The organism is Microbacterium sp. 1154, from assembly GCF_031455375.1.
Classification (GTDB): domain Bacteria; phylum Actinomycetota; class Actinomycetes; order Actinomycetales; family Microbacteriaceae; genus Microbacterium.
Genome location: NZ_JAVDSN010000001.1, coordinates 1,728,123 through 1,749,909, shown reverse-complemented (window position 1 = coordinate 1,749,909; position 21,787 = coordinate 1,728,123). Strand labels below are relative to the sequence as shown.

Here is a 21,787-nt window from a genome sequence, read left to right as displayed (position 1 = left end):
ATTCCGGCGCACGCCTTAACCGTTCTGTAACAGCGCGGGTCAGCGTGCCCGCTGGGCGAAAGCCGTCTCGTACAGGCAGACGCTCGCCGCGGTGGCGAGGTTCAGCGACTCCGCCCGACCGTAGATCGGCAGGCGCAGAGCCAGGTCGGCGTGGGCCAGAGCGGCCTCGTCGAGACCCCGGGCTTCGTTGCCGAACAACCACGCCGTGGGCTCGGCGAGAAGGTCTCGGGATGCCAGGAAATCGGTGCCCTCGACATCGGCGGCGACGATGCGCAGTCCAGCCTCGTGCGCACGGGCGACGACGTCGGGCAGTTCGAGGTCGACGGCGACAGGCAGGTGGAAGAGCGAACCCGTGGTCGATCGGACGACCTTCGGGTTGTAGGGGTCCACGGTACGACCGGTGAGGATCACGGCGTCCGCTCCCGCGGCATCCGCGGCCCGGATGATGGTGCCCAGGTTGCCGGGATCCCGCACTTCCTCGCAGATCGCGATGAGGCGGGGCTCCCCCGCGAGGATGTCCTTCAGCGCGGTCGGGGCCTGGCGCGCCACGGCGACGATCCCCTGCGGCGTGACCGTGTCGGCCATAGCATCCAGAACCGCTTCGGTCGTGACCTGCAGATCGACGCCCGCCCGCTCGGCAGCGTCGCGCACGTCGGTGTGCTTCTCGAGAGCGGCCGACGTCGCGTAGACCTCGAGCACGGTCTCGGGCGCCCAGGCGAGCGCCTCGCGAGCGGCCTGCGGGCCTTCGAGCAGGAAGAGTCCTGTCTCCTGGCGGGCAGCGCGCTTGCTGAGCTTGGCCACGGCGCGCACCCGCGGCGAACGGGGGTTCTCGAGCACGCCCCCAGTGTATGACGCGGACGGAATGCTTCTCGGGACGCCGCGCGAACGACCCGCGGGAACAGCGAAACGGGCGCCCTCCGAAGAGGACGCCCGTCTCGAGGAAAACTGTCTTACGCGGTCTTCGCGGCGTTGACGTCGGCCGGCAGCGCGGCCTTCGCGGTCGCGACGAGCGACGCGAACACGGCGGGCTCGTTCACGGCGAGTTCGGCGAGCATACGACGGTCGACCTGCACACCCGCGAGGCCGAGGCCCTGGATGAAGCGGTTGTACGTCATACCGTTCGCACGCGACGCGGCGTTGATGCGCTGGATCCACAGACGACGGAAGTCGCCCTTGCGCTTGCGACGGTCACGGTACGCGTACACCAGAGAGTGGGTGACCTGCTCCTTGGCCTTGCGGTACAGGCGCGAACGCTGACCGCGGTAACCGGACGCGCGCTCCAGGATGACGCGACGCTTCTTGTGGGCGTTTACCGCCCGCTTGACTCTAGCCATTTCTCATTCTTCCTAACGTGCGTCGGCGCTCAGAGGCCGAGGAGCTTCTTGGCGACCTTGGAGTCACCCTTGGCCAGGACCTGCTCCTGGTTCAGGCGACGGGTGCGCTTGGAGGCCTTGCCCTCGAGGTTGTGGCGCATGCCGGCCTGCTGCTTCATGAGCTTGCCGCTACCGGTGAGCTTGAAGCGCTTCTTGGCGCCCGAGTGGGTCTTCTGCTTCGGCATCTGTCTTCCTTCGTTGGGGTTCCCGACGGAGCGGGAGTCGGGGAGCTTACTCGGCGGACGCCGGAGCAGCTTCGTCTGTGGGTGCCGAGTCGCCTCGAGCGGCACTGCGAGCGGCTTCACGGTTCGCCGTGCGCTGCGCGTTCTGCTCGGTCTTGACCTCGGACTTGTTCTTGTGAGGAGCGACCACCATCACCATGTTGCGGCCGTCGATCGTGGGGTTCGACTCGACGGTGCCGAACTCGGCGACGTCCTCGGCGAACTTGCGGAGCAGACGGACACCCTGCTCGGGACGCGACTGCTCGCGGCCGCGGAACAGGATCATGGCCTTCACCTTGTCGCCCGCCTGAAGGAAGCCTTCGGCGCGCTTGAGCTTGGTGATGTAGTCGTGCGCCTCGATCTTCAAGCGGAACCGCACCTCTTTGAGGACGGTGTTCGCCTGGTTACGGCGCGTCTCTTTGGCCTTCTGAGCGGCCTCGTACTTGAACTTGCCGTAGTCCATGATCTTGACCACGGGCGGCTTCGAGCTCGGCGCGACCTCGACCAAGTCGAGGTCCGCTTCCTGGGCCAGGCGCAGCGCAGCTTCGATTCGGACGATGCCGACCTGCTCGCCGTTGGGTCCGACGAGACGGACCTCCGGGACTCGGATGCGCTCGTTGGTGCGGGGATCGCTGATGCGGAACTCCTCTTTCGTACGGGTGGTGGCCGCCGCGATCCATCGGAATCACGGGCGAAGAGGAGAACACGCCACCCGGCACAGTGCTTTCAGCACCGGCTTCTGCACCCTGACGACCCCGTGCGACACGGAGCGGAGTGCGGGAACCCGGTAGCCTGGAGCGGCAAGCGCGGGTGGGATGTGATCCTCTTTCGTACGGAGTGAAACACTCCGAAGCCCGCCATAGTCTAGCAGAGAGATTCACGTGGACACGATCCCCTCCGACCAGCCCGCTGACGACCAGGCCGCGCACCGCCACGGCGGCGAAGACGAGCGCCTCGCCCGCTGGGAGGAGCAGGAGCGCGCCGCCTCGTCCGCCACCCGCGACATCGCCGACGTTCCGGCCGTCGAGGTCATCACCACGGCCGCCGTGCACCTCATGAGCGCCGCCGCCGTGAAGACCGGACTCGCCGACGACCCCGGCCAGCAGCTCGACCTCGACGAAGCCCGCAAGCTCATCAATGCGCTGGCCGGCCTCATCACCGCCGGGGCGCCCGAGATCAGCGACATGCACGCGCGTTCGCTCCGCGACGGGCTGCGGTCGCTGCAGCTCGCGTTCCGCGAAGCGTCGACCATCCAGGACCCGATCGGTAAGGGGCCGGGCGAGAAGTGGACGGGGCCGGTCACGTAAGTCGGCCGTTCTGGGGTACCGGACTACGGGGGTGCCCTTTCCCAGGTCGAGAGCGGGGCCCCTACCCCGATCGACCAGGGAAAGGACACCCCCTTCGTCCTGTGCCGCAGGCCGCCTCTTCCGTGACCGCTGAAGGTACGGGAGCGGCGCTTCCCTCATCCTGTGCCGCAGGCCGACTCCACCGTGACGACCGGCATGTGGGACGCGTGAGTGGCCAGGAATTGTCGCCTCAGCCGAGTCTCAGCGACAGATTTTGGCCGCTCACGCGCTCACGCCCGAGGGGTACAGCGGGTCAGGCGTCGGTGCTGCGGTGCAGTTTGACCGTCAAGGAGTCGACGAGCACGGCGATGCGGTCGTCCGCCGACCAGCGACGGGCGAGCCGCGCCAGCGTGGCATCCAACTCCTCCTGCTCGAGGCCGGACATGAGCTGCAGGTGCACCACGAGCTCGGGGCCGCGGAGGCGCCCGGTGGGGTCGCCCGACTCGACGGCGAGATCCAGCACGGCGAGCTCGCCCGAGATGCTCTCCTGCAGGCCCGTGAAGATCGAGGGAGAGGTGTGCGCGGGCTCCCAGGGCTCCCCCTGGGCGATCGCCCACACCGCCGGACGACGCAGGACGAACTCGGTCTCGGAGGCCGCGTCGATCACGATCAGTTCGGTGTCCTCCGACGCCGCCGCCAGCGCCGTGCGGCGGCCATCAGCGGGGACCGGTCGGGCGGTGGCATCCCACGCCTGAAGAGCCGACACCGACGTGAAGACGGGAAGCACCTTGCGACCGTCGGGCGCGGCGACCGTCACGATCGACAGCTCCTGCGTCTTGTCGACCTCGAGGCCGTGCGCCCCGAAGCCGTGGTCGCCCTTCTCGGCCACCAGGGGGATCAGCAGGCGCGCGTCACGGTACGCGTCGACGATGGCACCGGCATCGCCCTCACCCGCCCGGAACGCCGAGAGCGCGGCGAGCAGCGCCGGATCGGCCGAACCGTCGTCGCCCGAGTGCGGGTTGGATTGGAAGCTCCGACCCTCCCAGGGGACGCCCGCGGAATCCGCGTGAGCGTCGTGGGGGTGGCCGTGGGAATCGTCAGTGTCCGGCGACATCCAGCGCCTCGGCCAGGGTGAACTGGCCCGCGTAGAGCGCCTTGCCGACGATCGCGCCCTCGACGCCGAGGGGCACGAGCTCCCGCAGCGCCGCGATGTCGTCGAGGCTCGACACGCCGCCCGACGCGACGATCGGCTTGGGGGTGCGCTGCGTCATCTCGCGCAGCAGGTCGATGTTGGGGCCGCGGAGCGTGCCGTCCTTCGTGACGTCGGTGACGACGTAGCGGCTGCAGCCGGCGTCTTCGAGGCGCTCGAGGACCGTCCACAGGTCACCGCCGTCGCGGGTCCAGCCGCGAGCCGCCAGGGTCGTACCGCGCACGTCGAGACCGACTGCGATCGCCTCGCCGTAACGGTTGATGACGTCGGCGGCCCACTCGGGGTTCTCGAGGGCCGCTGTGCCGAGGTTGATGCGGCTCGCACCGCTCTCGAGCGCCGCTTCGAGCGAACGGTCGTCGCGGATGCCGCCGGAGAGCTCGACCTGCACGCCCTTGACCTGCTTGATGACCTTGCGCATGACGCTCGCGTTGCTGCCGCGGCCGAAGGCGGCGTCGAGGTCCACGAGGTGGATCCACTGGGCGCCCTGGCGGGCGAAGTCGGCGGCGGCGTCGACGGGATCGCCGTAGCTGGTCTCGGTGCCGGCCTCGCCCTGGGTCAGACGGACGGCCTTGCCGTCGGCGACATCGACCGCCGGCAGCAGCACAAGTTCGGGCGTGGACGCGAAATCGTTCATGGCTCCTCGCACCCTTCGGCGCATCTCGCCGAGCCGGGGCACGAGGTCACACAGTAGTCGTGCGTAGCCCGTCGATCCAATTGGCGAGGAGCCGGATGCCGGCTTCGCCCGACTTCTCCGGGTGGAACTGCGTGGCCGACAGAGGACCGTTCTCGACGGCGGCCAGGAAGGGCGCGCCATAGGTGCACCACGTCAGCACGGGCTGCGGGAACGGCGGGGTGACCTCGAGCGACCAGTCCTGCGCCGCGTACGAATGCACGAAGTAGAACCGCTCGTTCTCGAGCCCGTCGAAAAGACGTGTTCCTTCACCGGATGCCACGGTGTTCCAGCCCATGTGCGGGAGCACCGGCGCCGCGAGTTCGGCGACGGTGCCGGGCCACTCCCCCAGCCCCGGGGTATCGGCGCCGCGCTCGATGCCGCGCTCGAACATGACCTGCATGCCCACGCAGATACCCAGGACGGGTCGACCGCCCGCCAGACGACGGTCGATGATCTCACCGCCGCGACTGTCGTTCAGCGCTCCCATGACCGCGCCGTACGCCCCGACACCGGGGACCAGCAGGCCGTCGGCGTCGAGCAGCAGCGAACGGTCGGCGGTGAGCCGGGCGTCGGCCCCCGCCTCGATGAGCGCCTTGACCGCCGAGTGGACGTTGCCCGAGCCGTAGTCGAAGACCGCGACGACGGGTTTGCGCGTCACAGCGCCCCCTTGGTGCTCGGAATGCCGTCGACCAGGGGGTCGAGGGCCTTGGCCTGACGGAAGGCGCGTGCGAGCGCCTTGTACTCCGCTTCGGCGATGTGGTGCGGGTCGCGTCCGCCCAGAACGCGTACGTGGACGGTCAGGCCGGCGTGGATCGAGATGGCCTCGAACGAGTGGCGCACGAGCGAACCGGTGAAGTGTCCGCCGATGAGGTGGTGCTCGAAACCCGCGGGCTCGCCGGTGTGCACGAGGTACGGGCGGCCACTGATGTCGACCACGGCCTGAGCAAGGGCCTCGTCGAGCGGCACGAGCGCGTCGCCGTAGCGCGCGATGCCGGACTTGTCGCCGAGCGCCTGACGGATGGCCTGACCGAGCACGATCGAGGTGTCTTCGACGGTGTGGTGCGCGTCGATGTGGGTGTCACCGGTCGAGCGGACGCGGAGGTCGGTGAGGGAGTGCTTCGCGAACGCGGTGAGCATGTGGTCGAAGAAGGGCACGCTCGTCGAGATGTCGCTCGCGCCGCGACCGTCGAGGTCGAGCTCGAGCTCGACGCGGGATTCGCTCGTCTCGCGGATGATCGAGGCGGTGCGGGGCGTGGCGGGGCCGGTCATGATCGCGATCCTACCGAGGCCAAGGCGTCGAGGAACGCGGTGGTCTCGTCCGCGGTGCCGGCGGTGACGCGCAGGTGGTGGGCGATGCCGACGTCGCGGATGAGGACGCCCCGGTCGTACAGCGCCTTCCAGGTGGCGGCCGGGTCCTGGACGCCGCCGAACAGGACGAAGTTCGTCCAGGACTCGTGCGCCGTGTAGCCGAGGGCGGAGACCGTCGCCGAGATCCGGTCGCGTTGCGCGACGATCTCGTCGACCATCGAGAGCATCGTCTCGGCGTGGCCGAGCGCGGCGGTGGCAGCCGCCTGGGTGAGGGCACTCAGGTGGTACGGCAGCCGCACCAGGCGGAGAGCGTCGACCAGTGCGGGGTCGGCCGCCAGGTAGCCCACCCGAGCGCCGGCGAAGGCGAAGGCCTTGCTCATGGTGCGGGAGACGACCAGACGCGGGCGATCCGGGAGCAGAGAGACCGCCGACGGCTCGTCGCGGGGAGCGAACTCTTCGTAGGCCTCGTCGACGATCACGATGCCATCGGTGGCGTCGTACACCGCCTCGACGACGTCGAGACGCAGGGGGGTGCCGGTCGGGTTGTTGGGCGCGCACAGGAAGACGATGTCGGGCCGCTGCTCGCGCACCTGGGCGGCCGCGGATTCGGGCGACAGGGTGAAGTCGTGCTCGCGCTCTCCGGCGATCCAGCGCGCACCCGTCGCGCGCGTGAGGATCGGGTACATCGAGTAGGTGGGAGCGAAGCCCATCGCCGTGCGACCGGGCCCGCCGAAAGCCTGCAGGATGTGCTGGAGAACCTCGTTCGAGCCGTTCGCAGCCCAGATCTGATCGGGGTTCAGGCCGTGCCCGAGGTAACCCGCAAAGGCCTCGCGCAGACCAGTGAACTCGCGGTCGGGGTAACGGTTGACGTCACGCAACGCTCGGGCCACGGCATCCAAGATGTCGTCCGCAACCTCGGACGGAACGGGATGCGTGTTCTCGTTCACGTTGAGCGCCACGGGCAGTGCTGCCTGCGGGGCTCCGTACGGGGTCATGCCCCGCAGATCGTCGCGAAGAGGAAGGTCGTCGAGGCGTACGGTCACCCCACCCATCGTAGGCGTCGAGGGAGGTCGGAGCGCGCGAGCCGGGTGGCGGCGCTCAGGCCGCGGGCGCGTACTCGGCGGGGATGGCGATGCGCTGACCCGCCGACACCGAGCCGCCGGGCAGAGCGTTGAGGCGCGTGATCTCGGCCACCACATCGCGCGGGTCGGCGGAGGGGGCCACGTCTTCGGCGATGGACCAAAGGGTCTCGCCGCTCATGACGGTGATCTCGGTGAAGGAACCGGCGGGCGCTCCGGCGTCGCCGGATGCGAGGGCGGATCCCCCGCCGACGATCGCCACGGCGAGGACGGCGACGATCGGGAGGGAGACGAGGACCGCCACGACACGACGACCGCGCGCGGTGATGCGCAGGCGGGTGGACGGGGCGGTGAGGGCGATGCTGCTCATGGTGTGCTCCTTGGTGGGGAGAGATTCGCACCCCGCCCTCGGCCGGGAGGGCGGTGGTGCGAATCTGTATTCCGAATCTATCTTCGAACCTGTTCGAGTGTCAAGAACCGATGTCTCGGAGACGAATCGAACGCGACACGCGTGGGGCTCCGTGTGTTTCGGGTCGTCGACCGGATACGGTTTCGACACGGAGACCTCATCACCAACCTCCGACATTCGAATTTCCGCCGTGGTTTCCGCGGCGCGAGGGGAGCACAGATGACCGACGCGACGACCGCCGCCGGCCGCGAGCGGCCGCAGACGCGGCGGCGGAAGAACCTCAGCGACAAGCAGCTGGCGATCCTCGAAGTGATCCAGCGATCGATCGCACGGCACGGTTATCCGCCCAGCATGCGCGAGATCGGAGACGCGGTCGGGCTCAAGTCGCTCTCGAGCGTCACCCACCAGCTCAACCAGCTCGAGCTCAGCGGCTACCTCCGCCGCGACCCCGGCAAGACGCGAGCGATGGAGGTGCTCATCGACCTCCCCGGCGCCGCTGCCGAGAACCCCGCCGATGCCGCCCCCGCGCTGGGCGACGCCGCCCTGGTGCCTCTCGTCGGTCGCATCGCCGCCGGCGTCCCGATCACGGCCGACCAGCAGGTCGAGGAGATCTTCCCCCTCCCTCGCCAGCTCGTCGGCAAGGGCGAACTGTTCATGCTCAAGGTTTCGGGCGACTCGATGATCGACGCCGCCATCTGTGACGGCGACTGGGTCGTGATCCGCTCGCAGGCCACTGCCGAGAACGGCGAGATCGTCGCGGCCATGCTCGACGGCGAGGCGACGGTCAAGACGTTCCGCCGGCGCGACGGCCACACGTGGCTGCTGCCCCGCAACAGCGCGTTCGAGCCGATCCTCGGCGACGAGGCCGTCGTGCTGGGTCGTGTCGTCGCGGTGCTGCGCACCGTCTGAGCGAACGGACCGAGGGCCGGATGCCCGCCCGCGCGGCGGCATCCGGCCCTCCGTGCGTTCGGGACCACTCCGCTGCGGGGCGACGCACCCGCGAGGCACCGCGTCGAAATCGGAGATTCGCGCCGGAATCGGATGCGATCGGCCTCGGCATCCGATTTCGTTCGTGTTCTCCGATTCCGACGCGACTCGCGCGATCCGGTCTTCGCGGGCGGGTGCGACGGCCGACGGCGGGTGTCGGAGGCCCTGCCTAGGCTGGTGTCATGGCTGACACCCTTCCCTTCGGTTCCTGGCCCTCCCCGATCACGCCCGAGTCCGTCGCGCAGGCGTCGCCGCGCGTCGACGGTGCGCGGCTCGTGGGCGACGAGATCTGGTGGGGCGAGTCGGTCCCCCACGAGGCCGGCCGTGTCGCGGTGAAGCGTCGCCGGGCCGACGGCTCCGTCGACACGGTGCTGCCCGCACCCGCCAACGCCCGCTCCGCCGTGCACGAGTACGGGGGCGGCGCGTGGACCGCGTCGGACGACGGTGAGCTGTACTACGTCGAGAAGACCGACCAGCGCGTGTACGCGCTCCGTCCCGGCGAGACCGCGCGACCCCTCACCTCCGTCGACGACGCCGTGCGCCACGGCGGTCTGCGATGGGAGCACGGCGTTCTGCTCGCCATCCGCGAGACCCACGGATCTTCGCGCGTGCCCCACCGCGCGATCGTGCGCATCCCGCTCGACGGAGAGGTCGAGGTCCTCGCCCAGGGCAGCGACTTCTTGGCGCAGCCCGCCCTCTCCCCCGACGGCCGCCGCCTGGCGTGGATCGCGTGGAACCACCCCGACATGCCGTGGGACGCGACGACCCTCCGCGTCGCCGACCTCGAGACGGGCGCCGTCCGGGATCTGGCCGGCGGAGACCGCCGCGCGCCGCTGCAACCCGTCTGGATCGCCGACGACGAGCTGCTCTACGCCGACGACCCCGACGGTCGCTGGAACCTCTTCCGCCGCCCTCTGGACGGCTACGCCCAACCCCTCGCCCCGGCCGACGCCGACACCGGCGGGGGCCTGTGGGTCCTCGGCACCCGGTGGTTCGGCGCGGCCGACGACGGCCGCATCGTCGCCGTCCGCACGAACGGAGCCGACGAGATCGTCGAGATCGCCCCCAGCGGCGTGCGACCGGTCGACGTCCCCGTCGTCGCCGGAGCAGGGGTCGACGACGTCCGCGGGTCCCGCGTGCTCGTCTCGGGATCCGACGGAGGCGGGCGCTCCGGCCTGTGGCTCGTCGATCTCGATTCCGACGTGGTCGAGCTCGTCACCGGCGGCGCCGACTCCGGGCACGACAAATGGATGCCGGCGGCCCGCGCCCTGTCCACCGACGGCCCGCACGGCCCGGTGCACGCCTTCGCCTACGCTCCCACCCACCCCGATGTCGTGCCGGTCGAGGGCGAACGCCCGCCGTACGTGGTCCTCGTCCACGGCGGTCCCACCTCGCACGTGGGACCCGCACCCTCGGTGAGAACCGCGTTCTTCACCAGCCGCGGCATCGGTGTGCTCGACGTCAACTATGGCGGCTCCACCGGTTACGGCCGTGCCTACCGGGATCGCTTGAAGGGGCAGTGGGGCGTGGTCGATGTCGATGACGTCGCCGCCGCGGCATCCGCCCTCTCCGACGCGGGTCTCGCCGACCCCGAGCGCCTCGCCATCGCGGGCGGATCCGCGGGCGGCTGGACGGTGCTGGCCGCGGTGACCCGCACCGATGTGTTCTCGGCCGGCATCTCGCGCTACGGCGTCGGAGACGCCCGCGCCCTGGCCGAGGACACGCACGACTTCGAGGCGCGTTACCTCGACGGTCTCATCGGGCCCCTGCCCGAGGCCGAGGCCGTATACGTCGAGCGCTCACCTCTGAGCCGCCCGGATCTCTTCCGTGTGCCTCTGCTCATCCTGCAGGGTTCGGAGGACCGAGTGGTCCCCCCGTCGCAGGCCGAGGCCATCCGCGACGCTCTGACCGCACACGGCGTACCCCACGCGTACGTTCTGTACGAGGGCGAGGGTCACGGGTTCCGACGGTCCGAGACGGTGATCGACTCGCTCGAGCGCGAACTCGGCTTCCTGGGCGCGGTGTTCGGGTTCGAGACTCCGGGTGTTCCGACGCTCGAGCTCGACTGATCCCGCGCGGGGCACGGGCATAGACGCCTATCCGGCGAAACGTCCCGCAGCGCATTCGCGAAGAGGAGCACAGGCGCACACGCCTGCCCGGCGAACCGTCCCGCGAAGCACCCGCAAAGAAGAACACAGGCGCACACGCCTATCCGACGAGCCGTCCCGCAGCACACCCGCGAAGAGGAGACGGGCCCCCGCACCGAAGCGCGGGGGCCCGTCATCCCACAGTGGATCAGGCTTCGAACGCGGCGAGCTCGGCCGCGAGACGGGCGCCCACGTGCGCGTGCAGGAACGTCCCGCTCTCGCGGTGCTCCTGCGCCACGATGAGCCCGCTCTCGTGCACGGCCGAGACGAGGTCGCCTCGGTCGTACGGAACGACCGCCTGCACCTCGACCGCGGGGAGCGGCAGGGCGTCCTCGATCGCGGCGCGAAGCTCCTCGATGCCCTCTCCCGTGCGAGACGAGACGAACTTCGCGTTCGGCGCGAGCCCGCGCAGCACGAGACGGTCGTCTTCGCCGACGAGGTCGGCCTTGTTGAAGACGACGATCTCCTGGCCGAAGTTCGCGTCGACGTCGCCCATCACATCGCGCACCGTCATGAGCTGCGCGGCCGGGTCGGGGTGCGAAGCGTCGACGACGTGCAAGATGACGTCGGCATCGCCGACCTCCTCGAGCGTGGAGCGGAACGCCTCGACCAGCTGGTGCGGCAGGTTCCGCACGAAACCGACCGTGTCGGTCAGGGTGTACACGCGGCCGTCGCTCGTCTCGGAGCGCCGCACCGTGGCATCCAGGGTCGCGAACAGGGCGTTCTCGACCAGTACCCCGGCGCTCGTGAGGCGGTTGAGCAGGCTCGACTTGCCGGCGTTCGTGTACCCGGCGATGGCCACCGAGGGGATGGTGTGGCGCTTGCGCTCGGCGCGCTTGGCCTCGCGTGCGGGGGCGAAATCGCGCAGCTGCTTGCGCAGCAACGCCATCTTCGTGCGGATGCGACGGCGATCGAGTTCGATCTTGGTCTCACCCGGTCCGCGCGAGCCCATACCGGCGCCGCCCGCACCGACCTGTCCACCGGCCTGGCGCGACATCGAGTCACCCCACCCGCGCAGACGCGGGAGCAGGTACTCGAGCTGAGCGAGCTCGACCTGGGCCTTGCCCTCACGGCTCTTGGCGTGCTGGCTGAAGATGTCGAGGATCACCGTCGTGCGGTCGATCACCTTCACCTTCACGACGTCCTCGAGGGCGCGCCGCTGGCTGGGGGCCAGTTCGGTATCGGCGATCACGGTGTCGGCGCCGACGGCGGCGACGATGTCGCGCAGCTCCGCCGCCTTGCCGCGGCCGACGTAGGTCGCCGGATCGGGGTGGGGCCGACGCTGCAGCACGCCGTCGAGCACGACGGCACCGGCCGTCTCAGCCAGAGCCGACAGCTCGCGCAGGGAGTTCTCGGCATCCGCCTGCTCTCCCTGTGGGTGCACGCCGACGAGCACGACGTTCTCGAGGCGCAGCTGGCGGTACTCGACCTCGGTGACGTCTTCGAGCTCGGTCGAGAGACCGGCGACGCGACGCAGCGCCGCACGTTCTTCGCGGTCCCACTGGTCGCCGTCGGAGTCGCCGCCGTACGCCGTCGTGACGTCCTGGAGCGCTTGCGCGGCACCGAAGACCCGGACCCCGCGGTGCGCTTCGGTGCGCGAGAGCACGCGGTCCACCGGATCCACCGGAGACGCGTCGGTGCTCGGGGGTGTGGTCTGTTCGGTCATGGGTTCCTTCCGTTCGCGGTGTTCCCGCGTGTTCTGGCACTTTATCCGTCCCCGCGGTGCGGGGGCCGGTCGGATATCCTGGCGTGATGGGGAGCGAGCACTACTTCAGCGCGTCGCCGTCGAGTCCCGAGCAGCTCCGCCACCTTCGTGTGACGCTGGCCGGTCGAGAACTCGAGGTGGTCACGGCCGGCGGCGTCTTCAGTCCCGATCACGTGGATGCCGGCACCTCAGTGCTGCTCGCGAACACCCCGCCCCCTCCCGCCGGCGGGCACTTCCTCGACCTGGGGTGCGGGTGGGGTCCGATCTCGCTGTCGCTGGCGCTCGCCTCACCGCACGCGACCATCTGGGCGGTCGACGTCAACGAACGTGCTCTCGATCTCGTGAGGCGGAACGCGCAGTCCCTCGACCTCACGAACATCAACGCGGTGCGGCCCGAAGATGTTCCCGACGACGTGTCGTTCCGCACCATCCGGTCGAATCCCCCGATCCGCGTCGGGAAGTCCGAGCTGCACAGCATGCTGCAGCACTGGATCCCGCGCCTGTCGGAGCGCAGCGACGGCTGGTTCGTCGTCCAGCGCAACCTCGGCTCCGACTCCCTGCAGCGCTGGCTCGCGGCGACCTTCCCCGAGGGGTACAGCGTGCAGCGTGCCGCGACGGGCCGGGGCTTCCGTGTGCTGCGCGTGCGCAAGCACGGCTCGCCGCCGAGCGAGCTCATCGACGTCGTGTCCTGACGGCCGTTCGCGGCGAGACGTCTCGGCACTTCGCGTGACCGACCCGCGCGGGACCGTGGCCCTCAGGCGAGCGCGACCTCGCCGGTGAACACCAGGGAAGCCGGGCCCGACAGGTAGACGCGCCCCTCGGACACTCGCACACCGAGCGTGCCGCCGGGGGTATCGACCACCCACGAGTCGGGGGCGGCGGGTCCGGCCCAGTGACGCACGGCCAGGGCGGCGGCGGCCACGCCCGTGCCGCAGCTCAAGGTCTCACCCACGCCTCGCTCGAACACGCGCAAGCGGATGGCACCGACCCCGTCGCGCACGAGCGGGTCGGCGGGGACGACGAACTCGACGTTGGCGCCGTGGCGCGGTGCCGGGTCGAGCACCGGCTGGTACGCGAGGTCGAGACCCTCGAGCTCGGCATCCGACGACAGCGCCACCACCACGTGGGGGTTGCCCACATCGATGCCCACACCCGGGCGCGCGACGGGAAGACCCTTCGCCCGCACGAGCGTCTCGTCGCCCTCGATCGCGTAGACACCCAGGTCGACCTCGAAGCCGCGGTCGCTGCGCGTCAGCGTCTTCACACCCGCGCGGGTGCCGATGCGCAGGCCCCCGTCGAGCGAGGCGAGGCCGGTGTCGCTGAGGTAGCGGGCGAAGACGCGCGTGCCGTTGCCGCACATCTCGGCCTTCGACCCGTCGGCGTTGCGGTAGTCCATGAACCATTCGGCACCGGATGCCGCGGCCTCGGCGCCCTCGTCGAGGGCCTCGGACCGGACCACCCGTAGCAGACCGTCCGCGCCGATACCGAAGTGGCGGTCGCACAGGACCGCGATCTGCGCGTCGGAGAGGTCGAGCTCCCCATCGGGGTCGGACACCACCACGAAGTCGTTGCCGGTGCCGTGGCCCTTGGTGAACGCGAGTGTCGCCATGCGCCCAGTCTAGAGAGGGGTCGCCACCCGCTCGACGATCAGGCCGATGCCTGCGGCCCGCCGGGACCGTCCACGACGAGCCGCTTACCGGTCGCCCACGTCTCGAAGGGCTCGTAGTCGAGCGCGTCGTAGAAGCCGCGGGCGCCGGTGTTGTCGGGACGCACCATGAGCTGCACCTTCGGGCACCCGATCGCCTCGAGCAGCCGCTCCGCCTCGGCGACGAGCATCCGGCCGATCCCCCGCCCACGGTGCGACGCCGCGGCGGCGAGGTAGTACAGCCAGCCACGGTGGCCGTCGTACCCGGCCATCACGCTGCCGACGACCCGGCTCCCCTCGACCGCGACGAGGAACAGCTCCGGCTGCACGGTGAGTTTCCGGCGGATGTCCGCGCGCGGGTCGTTCCAGGGACGCGTGAGGCCCGCCTCCTCCCAGAGCGCCACGACGACGTCTTCGTCGCTCGGCGCGAACGCACGGATGTCGATCGTCACGATTCCTCCCCCGTTCCCGATGCCAGCCGAGCGGCATCCACCGCCCGCGCATCCACCCACCGGGCCGTGTCGTACCGCCGGAACCACGACACCTGCCGACGCGCGTAACGCCGAGTGAGCGCCTGGGTCTCGGCGACGGCCTCGGCGCGGGTCACCTCGCCCCTCAGCTGGGCGAGGGCCTGCGCGTACCCGATCGCCCGCCCCGCGGTCACGCCGCGTTCGAGGCCGTCCGCACGCAACGCCTCGACCTCGTCGACGAGTCCGTCCGCCCACATGCGTTCGACGCGTGCGTCGAGCAGGGGAACGAGCTCCTCGCGATCGAGGGCGGTCGCGACGATCCGCGTGTCGGGATGCCAGAACTCCGGCGCCTCGGGGAGAGCACCGCCGTGCGTCTCGACGCCCTGCGCGAGCACTTCGAGAGCGCGGACGACCCGGCGACCGTTGCGCGGGTCGATGCGCTCGGCGGCCGCGGGGTCGGCCTCGCGCAGGCGGGTGAAGAGCACCCCCGCACCGTGTCGTTCGAGCTCGTCCTCGAGTTCGGCGCGCAGCTTCTCGTCGCGCGGCGGGAAGCGGAAGTCCCACAGGACGCTCGAGACGTAGAGCCCCGAGCCGCCCACGAGGATCGCGTCGGATCCCCGACCGTGGATCTCGCGGATCGCGGTGCGGGCGGCATGCTGGTACCAGGCCACCGCGGCCTCGTCGGTGACGGCGAGAACGTCGAAGAGATGGTGCGGGATGCCGCGACGCTCCGTCTCGGGGAGCTTGGCGGTGCCGATGTCCATGCCGCGATACACCTGCATGGCATCGGCGTTGACGATCTCCGCCCGCCGTCCGTCGGCCGCCAGAGCGTCGGCGAGATCGAGCGAGAGCCCGGTCTTACCCGTCCCCGTCGCACCGACGACGGCCCACAGGACCGGCTCGGTCACACGCCGACGCGGAGGGTGGGGAGTCCGAGCGAGACCGCACGCGGGGCGCCGCTCTCGTCGGCGGGAGCAGGAACACCGCACGACTCCGCCTGCGAGCGATCCCACGCGTCACCCGCGCGCGTCCGACGGATACGCAGCGGAGCGCCGTCGGGAGCGTCGGCGAGCAGGTGGAACGGAGCGGCATGGGTCACCGTGACGGACACGACGTCGCCGGGACGCGGAACCGGCGACCCCGCGGGCAGCTCGAAGTGCACGAGGCGGTTGTCCTCGGCGCGACCGGTGAGACGGTGGGTCGACGCGTCCTTCTTGCCCTCGCCCGCCGAGACGAGCACCTCGAGCGTGCGTCCCCGCTGCTTCTGGTTCTCTTCCGCGGCGATGCGGTCCTGCAGCGCGAGAAGTCGCTCGTAGCGCTCCTGCACCACGGCCTTCGGCACCTGGTCGGCCATGGTCGCGGCGGGGGTACCCTCGCGGATCGAGTACTGGAACGTGAAGGCGCTCGAGAATCGCGCGGCCTCGACCACCCGCAGCGTCTCTTGGAAGTCCTCCTCGGTCTCGCCGGGGAAACCGACGATGATGTCGGTCGTGATGGCCGCGTTCGGGATGCGCTCGCGCACACGGTCCAGGATGCCGAGGAACTTCTCGCTCCGGTACGACCGGCGCATGGCCTTCAGGATGCGGTCCGAGCCAGACTGCAGCGGCATGTGCAACTGCGGCATGACGGCGGGGGTCTCCGCCATGGCCGCGATCACATCGTCCGTGAACGCGGCGGGGTGAGGGCTCGTGAAACGGATGCGCTCGAGACCGTCGATCTCTCCGGCCGCACGCAGGAGCTTGCCGAAGGCCAGGCGGTCACCGAACTCGACCCCGTACGAGTTGACGTTCTGCCCCAGAAGGGTGACCTCGATGGCGCCGTCGTCGACGAGCAAGCGGATCTCGTTCAGGATGTCACCGGGACGCCGGTCTTTCTCTTTCCCGCGCAGGCTCGGGACGATACAGAAGGTGCAGGTGTTGTTGCAGCCGACCGAGATCGACACCCACCCGCTGTGAATGGAGTCGCGCTTGGTCGGCAGCGTCGACGGGAAGATCTCCAGCGACTCGAGGATCTCGAGCTCGGCCTCGCCGTTGTGACGCGCGCGCTCGAGCATGCCGGGGAGCGAACCCATGTTGTGCGTGCCGAACACCACGTCGACCCACGGGGCCTTCTGCTGAACGGCGTCCTTGTCCATCTGGGCGAGGCACCCGCCGACGGCGATCTGCATCCCGGCGCGGGCGTCCTTACGCGACTTCAGGTGCCCCAGGGTCCCGTAGAGCTTGCCGGCGGCGTTGTCACGCACCGCACAGGTGTTGATCACGACGACGTCGGCTTCGGCGCCGGCCTCCGCTCGGACGTACCCCGCGCTCTCGAGAGAGCCGGAGAGCCGCTCCGAATCGTGCACGTTCATCTGGCAGCCGAACGTGCGGACTTCGTAGGTGCGGGGACCGTCGACGCCGTGAGCAGCGGTGGACGGCGCGATGAGCGTCGGGGTCGAAGCGGGGGTGGTCATGATGCGAGCAAGTCTAAACGCCGGGTCTGCGACGACCGTCGGGCGATGTGCGATCCTCTTTCCGAGGGCCGCGCACCTTTTGGCGCATATCGGGTCAAAGGCTGCGTATTCGGGACGAACTTATGCGCCCTGTGTCGGTATTTTGGGGGACACGCCAACGTCCGCGAGTCACCTGCGGACGGTCTCCGGGGGGAGGAAACATGGTGGATGGCCGTTCGAAGAAGTGGTCGGCGGGACTGATCGGAGCGGATCGGGATGCCGCGGCGCTGGCGGAGCGAGCACGAAGCGGTACATCGCTGGTGCTGGCCGGACCGCGCGGGAGCGGCCGGAGTTATCTCCTGCGCACCATCGCAGAGGAACTCGGACGACAAGACGCTCTCTGCGTCGAACTCCGTACGTCCGGCGCGCTGGCGGATGTCGCATTCGGGGCCATGGACGCCTCCGGAAACGTCCACCTCGCCGCCCTCCGCGACGACTCCGCCACGGCGGTCGTCCCAGGTGTGGTGGTGGTCGATGACGTCGACTCCCTCGATGCTGCATCCATGCGGACACTCGCACGCGGCATCGCCGCACACCGGCTGACCGCGGTGATCGGGCTGCGGACCGCGCGCGCTCGATCGATCGACCACCCCGACGACTCGGACGTCGTACGGCGCACCGTTCTGGATCTCTGGCTCGACGGGCTGGCAGACCGTGTCGACCTTTCGGAGCTGAGCAACGACGACGCGCTCAAAATGATCTCCCTCTTCCCGGATGCCGACCTTCTGGACAGCTCCACCCGCGCCGGGATCGCCTGGCGAGCCGATGGGTCCCGCACCCTTCTGCGCCAGCTGATCATCGAAGCGGTCCACGCGGCCCGAGCCGGGCGCGACCCGCTGGCAGCGCTGCAGACCGCGGCTCGAGACAGCCGGCTCGCCATCGCCCTCTCCGAACACGTGGCCGATTTCCCGCAGGAGGATCTGATCTGCCTCGCCGGCGTGCGTCGCCTCCCCCATCTCGAGTCCGCGGTCGCGACACGACTCTTCGACGCCGAGAGCGTCCGAGCGCTCGTCGCCGGGGGCCTTCTGCACGCGGACGCCTCCGTCGATCGCCGCCTTACCGCCAACGATCTCGTCGCTCAGGAATCCCAGCGACGGCTCGGTACCGCCACGGTCGACGCGATCCTGGAGGCGGCGGGCAAGCGCATGCTCACCGAGGCGGACGAGTGGTGGAGCCCCGCCGTCGCCGTCTTCCTCTCGGAGCGCTGGCACCGGCTCGGGATCGACGCCTCCGGGGAGACGGAGTACTCCCCCGAGCTCAGAGCCCGTGTCGCTCTGGACGCTGCGCGTGAGGCCAATGACCGCGGGGACACCGCCCACGCGGCGGCTCATGCCGCGCGCGGCCTCCGGGCCATGGACGACCCCCAGCTTCGCCTGGAGGCGCGACTCGCCGCCGCCGCGGAGGCGGGCATCTCGTCGGAGCCCGCGCAGACTCCTGAAGCGCAGACGCGGCGACGGATCGCACGCTCCCGCGCGGCGCGGGCCGTCCGAGGACCGGATGACGAGCGCGCCAATGCCGCGATGATCGCCGACGCCCGGATCGACGTTCTCCTGCGGGACGCCGTCCGGGCGGCCTCCGACATGGACTGGGCCCGGGCCGCGCACGTGACGGAGGAAGCCCTGACGGAGTCCGCCGCCTCACCGGCCGCCCGACTGCGTGCACTCATCGCGGCCTCATCCGCCCAGACGTTCCGCGGCGACTGGCGGCGAGCTCAAGAACACCATCGCTCGATCGAGCGCATTCTCGACGCCCCTCGCCGGCCCGAGGGCATCAGCGTGCGCGAGCGCCTCATGGCCCTCCTGATCATGCTCGCCGGTCACCAGATCGCTGGCGCCGACGGCACGGCGGTGCGCGAGCGGCTCGAGAGAGAGGTCGGCACCTCGGTCAGAGAAGGACGATCCACGGACCTCTCGATCGCCGGGGCGGCGTCCGCGATCGCGTTCGCGTGCGTCGGGCACCCCGATGAGTCGCAACGGGAGTTCGCCTCCGCGATGGCGCGGGACCCCTGGGCGGTGACGCCGATGGACGCCGCCATGATCGAGCTCGGTGTGGCAGATGAGCTGGCCACGGCGGGTCGCACGGAGCAGGCGCGGACAATCCTGAGCCGCCTGCGAACGGGGCCGGTGCCCCTGCTGACGCGCACCCGTCTGTACGTCGAGACGACGATCCTCACGGCGGAAGGACGGGCCGACGAGGCACGACGGGCCGCACGGGCCGTGGCCGATCTCTCTTTCGGACGCTCCGCGGCAGCACTGCGCATCCGCGACCTGTTCCGGCTGGTGACTCTGGGAGAGGCGAGAGACGTGGAGGTCGATGAGCTCGTCCAACTCGCAGCGACCACAGACCTCCCACTCGCGGTCGCCGCCGTCCGTCGAGCGGCGGCCAGGAACGGCGAGAACGGTCGGGTTCCAGTCGACGACCTCCGACTCCACGACCTGTGGTCGGCTCCGGACACCCCCTCATCCCCGACCCCCGTGACCGCTCTGCGCGATGCGACGCGCGACGTGCCGGGCGGGACGATCGACGATCTCACGGCGCGCGAGTACGAGATCGCCCTCCTCGCCGGCCAGGGGCTGACCAACCGTGAAATCGCCAAGCGTCTGTTCTTGTCGATCCGAACCGTCGAGTCACACGTCTATCAGGCGCGGATGAAGATCGGAGCACCTTCCCGGCGAGACCTCGGTCGACGTGTCGCTGACGCGTCCCGTGTCGGCGCGGTGTCCGGCGTCGACGGCTGACGGAGCGGCGGCGACGCGGCGGCGTCAGCTGTCGGGGGTGAACCTTACGCCCGATGACGGACGCGAGAACGACCGGCTTCGCCCGATCCCCGCCTCTTCGAGAGCTGTCCGGGCGGCCGTGAGCGCTACCGACGACGGGTACCCGCGCCGCGACAGCTGACCGGCGAGCCGGCGCAGAGCCGCGTCGTAGTCTTTTCCCTCGACCCCGCGGACCTTTGAACGCGCGAAGTCGAGGGCACGTTCGGCATCGTCGTCCGGAAGTTCAGCGAGGGTGGCCTCGGCGATGTCGCGCGGGATACCGCGCTTGCGCAGGGTCTCGGCGACAGCGCGTCGACCCTCGCCCTTGCGCTCGACCGCCGACATCGCGAGCTGCTCCGCGAACGCGGCGTCGTCGAGGTACCCGAGGTCGACGAAGTGGCCGACCAGCTCGTCCGCCAGTGATTCATCGGCACCGTCGACACCGCGCACCACAGCACGGGCTTCCGAGAGAGACAGAGAGCGGGAACGGAGCTTGCGGAGCAGTATCGCCTCCGCCCGCTCGCGGATCTCTGCCCGGTCGGGCGCGGATGCTCCGTCCTCGTGGTCGTCGCCGACGACGGAGAGCCGGGGCCGGCCGATCGGAGGGGACGTCGACTCTCCCGCCGGGGCCGCGTCACCCTGCGTGTTCGCGACGGCGTCGCGACGCGATGGATGATCGCCCCGTGACCGGGCGGAGGTCCCGAAGAGGGGAATGACCGGGGCGAGATCGCTGTCGTCCACGGGCCGGAGCCCGCTACCCGTCGGGGACTCCTCGAACGCGCCCCAGTCCCTCGAATGATCCCGCTCGCCGACATCGTCGGGACCACGGTCGCCGCCGGTTCCCGCAGGGCGGCGGCGACCGAAGTCCCACGTGTCGTCGGTCATCAGGCCGGGCGCCGCGCGGCCAACTCGTCGTCTGCCGACGCTGCTCCGGCGGGAGCGCCGCCGATGCCCATCTTGGTCTTGATCTTCGTCTCGATCTCTTCCGCGATGTCGGGGTTCTTGATGAGGAAGTTGCGCGCGTTCTCCTTGCCCTGGCCGAGCTGCTCACCCTCGTAGGTGTACCAGGCGCCCGACTTCTTGACGATCGCGTGCTCGACGCCGAAGTCGATGAGGCTCCCCTCGCGAGAGATACCGACGCCGTAAAGGATGTCGAACTCCGCCTGCTTGAAGGGCGGCGCCATCTTGTTCTTCACGACCTTGACGCGCGTACGGTTACCCACGGCCTCGGTACCGTCTTTCAGCGTCTCGATGCGACGGATGTCGAGTCGGACCGACGCGTAGAACTTGAGCGCCTTTCCACCGGCCGTGGTCTCGGGCGAACCGAAGAAGACACCGATCTTCTCGCGCAGCTGGTTGATGAAGATCGCGGTCGTCTTGGTGGTGTTCAGGCCACCGGTGAGCTTACGCAGCGCCTGAGACATGAGGCGGGCCTGAAGACCGACGTGCGAGTCACCCATCTCACCCTTGATCTCGGCCTCGGGAACGAGGGCGGCGACGGAGTCGATCACGACGAGGTCGATCGCACCGGACCGGATCAGCATGTCGGCGATCTCGAGCGCCTGCTCGCCCGTGTCGGGCTGCGAGACGAGGAGGGCGTCGATGTCGACGCCAAGCTTCTTCGCGTACTCGGGGTCGAGAGCGTGCTCGGCGTCGATGAAGGCGGCGATACCGCCCGCGCGCTGGGCGTTGGCGATGGCGTGGAGCGTCAGCGTGGTCTTTCCCGAGGACTCCGGGCCATAGATCTCGATGATGCGGCCGCGAGGCAGACCGCCGATGCCGAGGGCTACGTCGAGAGCGACGGAACCGGTGGGAATGGTCTCGATGGGTGCACGATCGTCGCTGCCCAGTCGCATGACCGAGCCTTTTCCGAACTGACGGTCGATCTGAGCCAGCGCGGACTCGAGGGCCTTTTCGCGCTCTGCGGGTGAGGGCATGACGTCTTCTTTCTTCTCGCGTTCCGGTCGCCTATAGGCTGTCGCGCCCCCACCGACGGTGGATGTGCCCGACAAGGCGTTCAGAGTGTC

At 70.0% G+C, this 21,787-nt stretch carries 22 protein-coding genes; 5 read left to right on the top strand and 17 right to left on the bottom strand.

All coding sequences use genetic code 11. The features are described from left to right. Positions 1–39: 39 nt before the first annotated feature. The 4 genes from J2X55_RS08090 to infC all read right to left on the bottom strand — a co-directional run bounded on the left by J2X55_RS08090 (position 40) and on the right by infC (position 2,231). Complete coding sequence (locus tag J2X55_RS08090) at positions 40–837, bottom strand: RNA methyltransferase (RefSeq protein WP_115920338.1); 798 nt, start codon at positions 835–837, stop codon at positions 40–42. A 113-nt stretch (positions 838–950) separates the two neighbouring features. Continuing rightward, positions 951–1,334, bottom strand: a complete 384-nt coding sequence (gene rplT, locus J2X55_RS08085; RefSeq protein WP_309822820.1) for a 50S ribosomal protein L20 — start codon at positions 1,332–1,334, stop codon at positions 951–953. Between the two features lie 29 nt (positions 1,335–1,363). After that, complete coding sequence (gene rpmI / locus J2X55_RS08080; RefSeq protein ID WP_013583375.1) at positions 1,364–1,558, bottom strand: 50S ribosomal protein L35; 195 nt, start codon at positions 1,556–1,558, stop codon at positions 1,364–1,366. Positions 1,559–1,604: 46 nt separating this feature from the next. Next, positions 1,605–2,231: a translation initiation factor IF-3 gene (gene infC / locus J2X55_RS08075; protein WP_115920336.1), complete on the bottom strand. Its 627-nt coding sequence runs from the start codon at positions 2,229–2,231 to the stop codon at positions 1,605–1,607. 244 nt (positions 2,232–2,475) lie between these two features. On the opposite strand from infC, the gene J2X55_RS08070 reads away from it, so the two are divergent. After that, the gene (locus tag J2X55_RS08070) at positions 2,476–2,901 is read left to right on the top strand and encodes a DUF1844 domain-containing protein (protein WP_396653249.1); all 426 of its coding nucleotides are present in this window, start codon (positions 2,476–2,478) and stop codon (positions 2,899–2,901) included. A gap of 292 nt (positions 2,902–3,193) precedes the next feature. Here the strand turns inward: J2X55_RS08070 and J2X55_RS08065 are convergent, their stop codons facing one another. From J2X55_RS08065 to J2X55_RS08040, 6 genes are read right to left on the bottom strand one after another with little or no spacing between them, the layout of a single operon-like run. Then, a complete protein-coding gene (locus J2X55_RS08065; protein ID WP_309822819.1) occupies positions 3,194–3,994 on the bottom strand; it encodes an SseB family protein in 801 nt (266 codons plus the stop codon). Beyond that, positions 3,978–4,724 (bottom strand): bifunctional 1-(5-phosphoribosyl)-5-((5-phosphoribosylamino)methylideneamino)imidazole-4-carboxamide isomerase/phosphoribosylanthranilate isomerase PriA, encoded by a 747-nt coding sequence (priA, locus tag J2X55_RS08060; RefSeq protein WP_094733473.1) that lies wholly within the window; start codon positions 4,722–4,724, stop codon positions 3,978–3,980. The genes J2X55_RS08065 and priA overlap by 17 nt, the downstream gene beginning before the upstream one ends. Positions 4,725–4,770: 46 nt before the next feature. After that, the gene (hisH, locus tag J2X55_RS08055; protein ID WP_309822817.1) at positions 4,771–5,421 is read right to left on the bottom strand and encodes an imidazole glycerol phosphate synthase subunit HisH; all 651 of its coding nucleotides are present in this window, start codon (positions 5,419–5,421) and stop codon (positions 4,771–4,773) included. Beyond that, positions 5,418–6,032: an imidazoleglycerol-phosphate dehydratase HisB gene (gene hisB / locus J2X55_RS08050; RefSeq protein ID WP_115920329.1), complete on the bottom strand. Its 615-nt coding sequence runs from the start codon at positions 6,030–6,032 to the stop codon at positions 5,418–5,420. The genes hisH and hisB overlap by 4 nt, the downstream gene beginning before the upstream one ends. After that, positions 6,029–7,123: a histidinol-phosphate transaminase gene (locus tag J2X55_RS08045; RefSeq protein ID WP_115920327.1), complete on the bottom strand. Its 1,095-nt coding sequence runs from the start codon at positions 7,121–7,123 to the stop codon at positions 6,029–6,031. Before J2X55_RS08045 ends, hisB begins: the two co-directional genes overlap by 4 nt. Positions 7,124–7,169: 46 nt before the next feature. After that, on the bottom strand, positions 7,170–7,520 hold the full coding sequence (locus J2X55_RS08040; protein ID WP_115920325.1) for a LysM peptidoglycan-binding domain-containing protein: 351 nt from the start codon (positions 7,518–7,520) through the stop codon (positions 7,170–7,172). A 258-nt stretch (positions 7,521–7,778) separates the two neighbouring features. Between J2X55_RS08040 and lexA the strand changes: the two genes are divergently transcribed. Together lexA and J2X55_RS08030 are read left to right on the top strand one after the other, a co-directional pair. After that, complete coding sequence (lexA, locus tag J2X55_RS08035; RefSeq protein WP_115920323.1) at positions 7,779–8,468, top strand: transcriptional repressor LexA; 690 nt, start codon at positions 7,779–7,781, stop codon at positions 8,466–8,468. 260 nt (positions 8,469–8,728) lie between these two features. After that, entirely contained in the window at positions 8,729–10,615 is a 1,887-nt protein-coding gene (locus J2X55_RS08030; RefSeq protein ID WP_309822816.1) for a prolyl oligopeptidase family serine peptidase, read from the top strand. A gap of 226 nt (positions 10,616–10,841) precedes the next feature. On the opposite strand, the gene hflX is transcribed toward J2X55_RS08030, so the two are convergent. Continuing rightward, positions 10,842–12,359: a GTPase HflX gene (gene hflX / locus J2X55_RS08025; RefSeq protein ID WP_115920319.1), complete on the bottom strand. Its 1,518-nt coding sequence runs from the start codon at positions 12,357–12,359 to the stop codon at positions 10,842–10,844. Positions 12,360–12,445: 86 nt separating this feature from the next. Here hflX and J2X55_RS08020 point away from each other — a divergent pair, with 86 nt between their 5' ends. Next, complete coding sequence (locus J2X55_RS08020) at positions 12,446–13,090, top strand: methyltransferase (protein ID WP_309822815.1); 645 nt, start codon at positions 12,446–12,448, stop codon at positions 13,088–13,090. 62 nt (positions 13,091–13,152) lie between these two features. On the opposite strand, the gene dapF is transcribed toward J2X55_RS08020, so the two are convergent. Genes dapF through miaB form a run of 4 tightly spaced genes read right to left on the bottom strand, consistent with a single transcriptional unit; the run spans position 13,153 to position 16,965 of the window. Beyond that, positions 13,153–14,007: a diaminopimelate epimerase gene (dapF, locus tag J2X55_RS08015; RefSeq protein ID WP_115920315.1), complete on the bottom strand. Its 855-nt coding sequence runs from the start codon at positions 14,005–14,007 to the stop codon at positions 13,153–13,155. A 38-nt stretch (positions 14,008–14,045) separates the two neighbouring features. Next, a complete protein-coding gene (locus J2X55_RS08010) occupies positions 14,046–14,495 on the bottom strand; it encodes a GNAT family acetyltransferase (RefSeq protein ID WP_115920313.1) in 450 nt (149 codons plus the stop codon). Then, a complete protein-coding gene (gene miaA / locus J2X55_RS08005; RefSeq protein ID WP_309822814.1) occupies positions 14,492–15,421 on the bottom strand; it encodes a tRNA (adenosine(37)-N6)-dimethylallyltransferase MiaA in 930 nt (309 codons plus the stop codon). The genes J2X55_RS08010 and miaA overlap by 4 nt, the downstream gene beginning before the upstream one ends. Continuing rightward, the gene (gene miaB, locus J2X55_RS08000) at positions 15,418–16,965 is read right to left on the bottom strand and encodes a tRNA (N6-isopentenyl adenosine(37)-C2)-methylthiotransferase MiaB (RefSeq protein WP_309822813.1); all 1,548 of its coding nucleotides are present in this window, start codon (positions 16,963–16,965) and stop codon (positions 15,418–15,420) included. The genes miaA and miaB overlap by 4 nt, the downstream gene beginning before the upstream one ends. Positions 16,966–17,165: 200 nt before the next feature. Between miaB and J2X55_RS07995 the strand changes: the two genes are divergently transcribed. Next, positions 17,166–19,742 (top strand): LuxR family transcriptional regulator, encoded by a 2,577-nt coding sequence (locus J2X55_RS07995; RefSeq protein WP_309822812.1) that lies wholly within the window; start codon positions 17,166–17,168, stop codon positions 19,740–19,742. 24 nt (positions 19,743–19,766) lie between these two features. Here J2X55_RS07995 and J2X55_RS07990 read toward each other — a convergent pair whose 3' ends face one another. Continuing rightward, complete coding sequence (locus J2X55_RS07990; protein WP_309822811.1) at positions 19,767–20,645, bottom strand: regulatory protein RecX; 879 nt, start codon at positions 20,643–20,645, stop codon at positions 19,767–19,769. Next, a complete protein-coding gene (gene recA, locus J2X55_RS07985) occupies positions 20,645–21,697 on the bottom strand; it encodes a recombinase RecA (protein WP_115920303.1) in 1,053 nt (350 codons plus the stop codon). The genes J2X55_RS07990 and recA overlap by 1 nt, the downstream gene beginning before the upstream one ends. Positions 21,698–21,787: the final 90 nt, after the last annotated feature.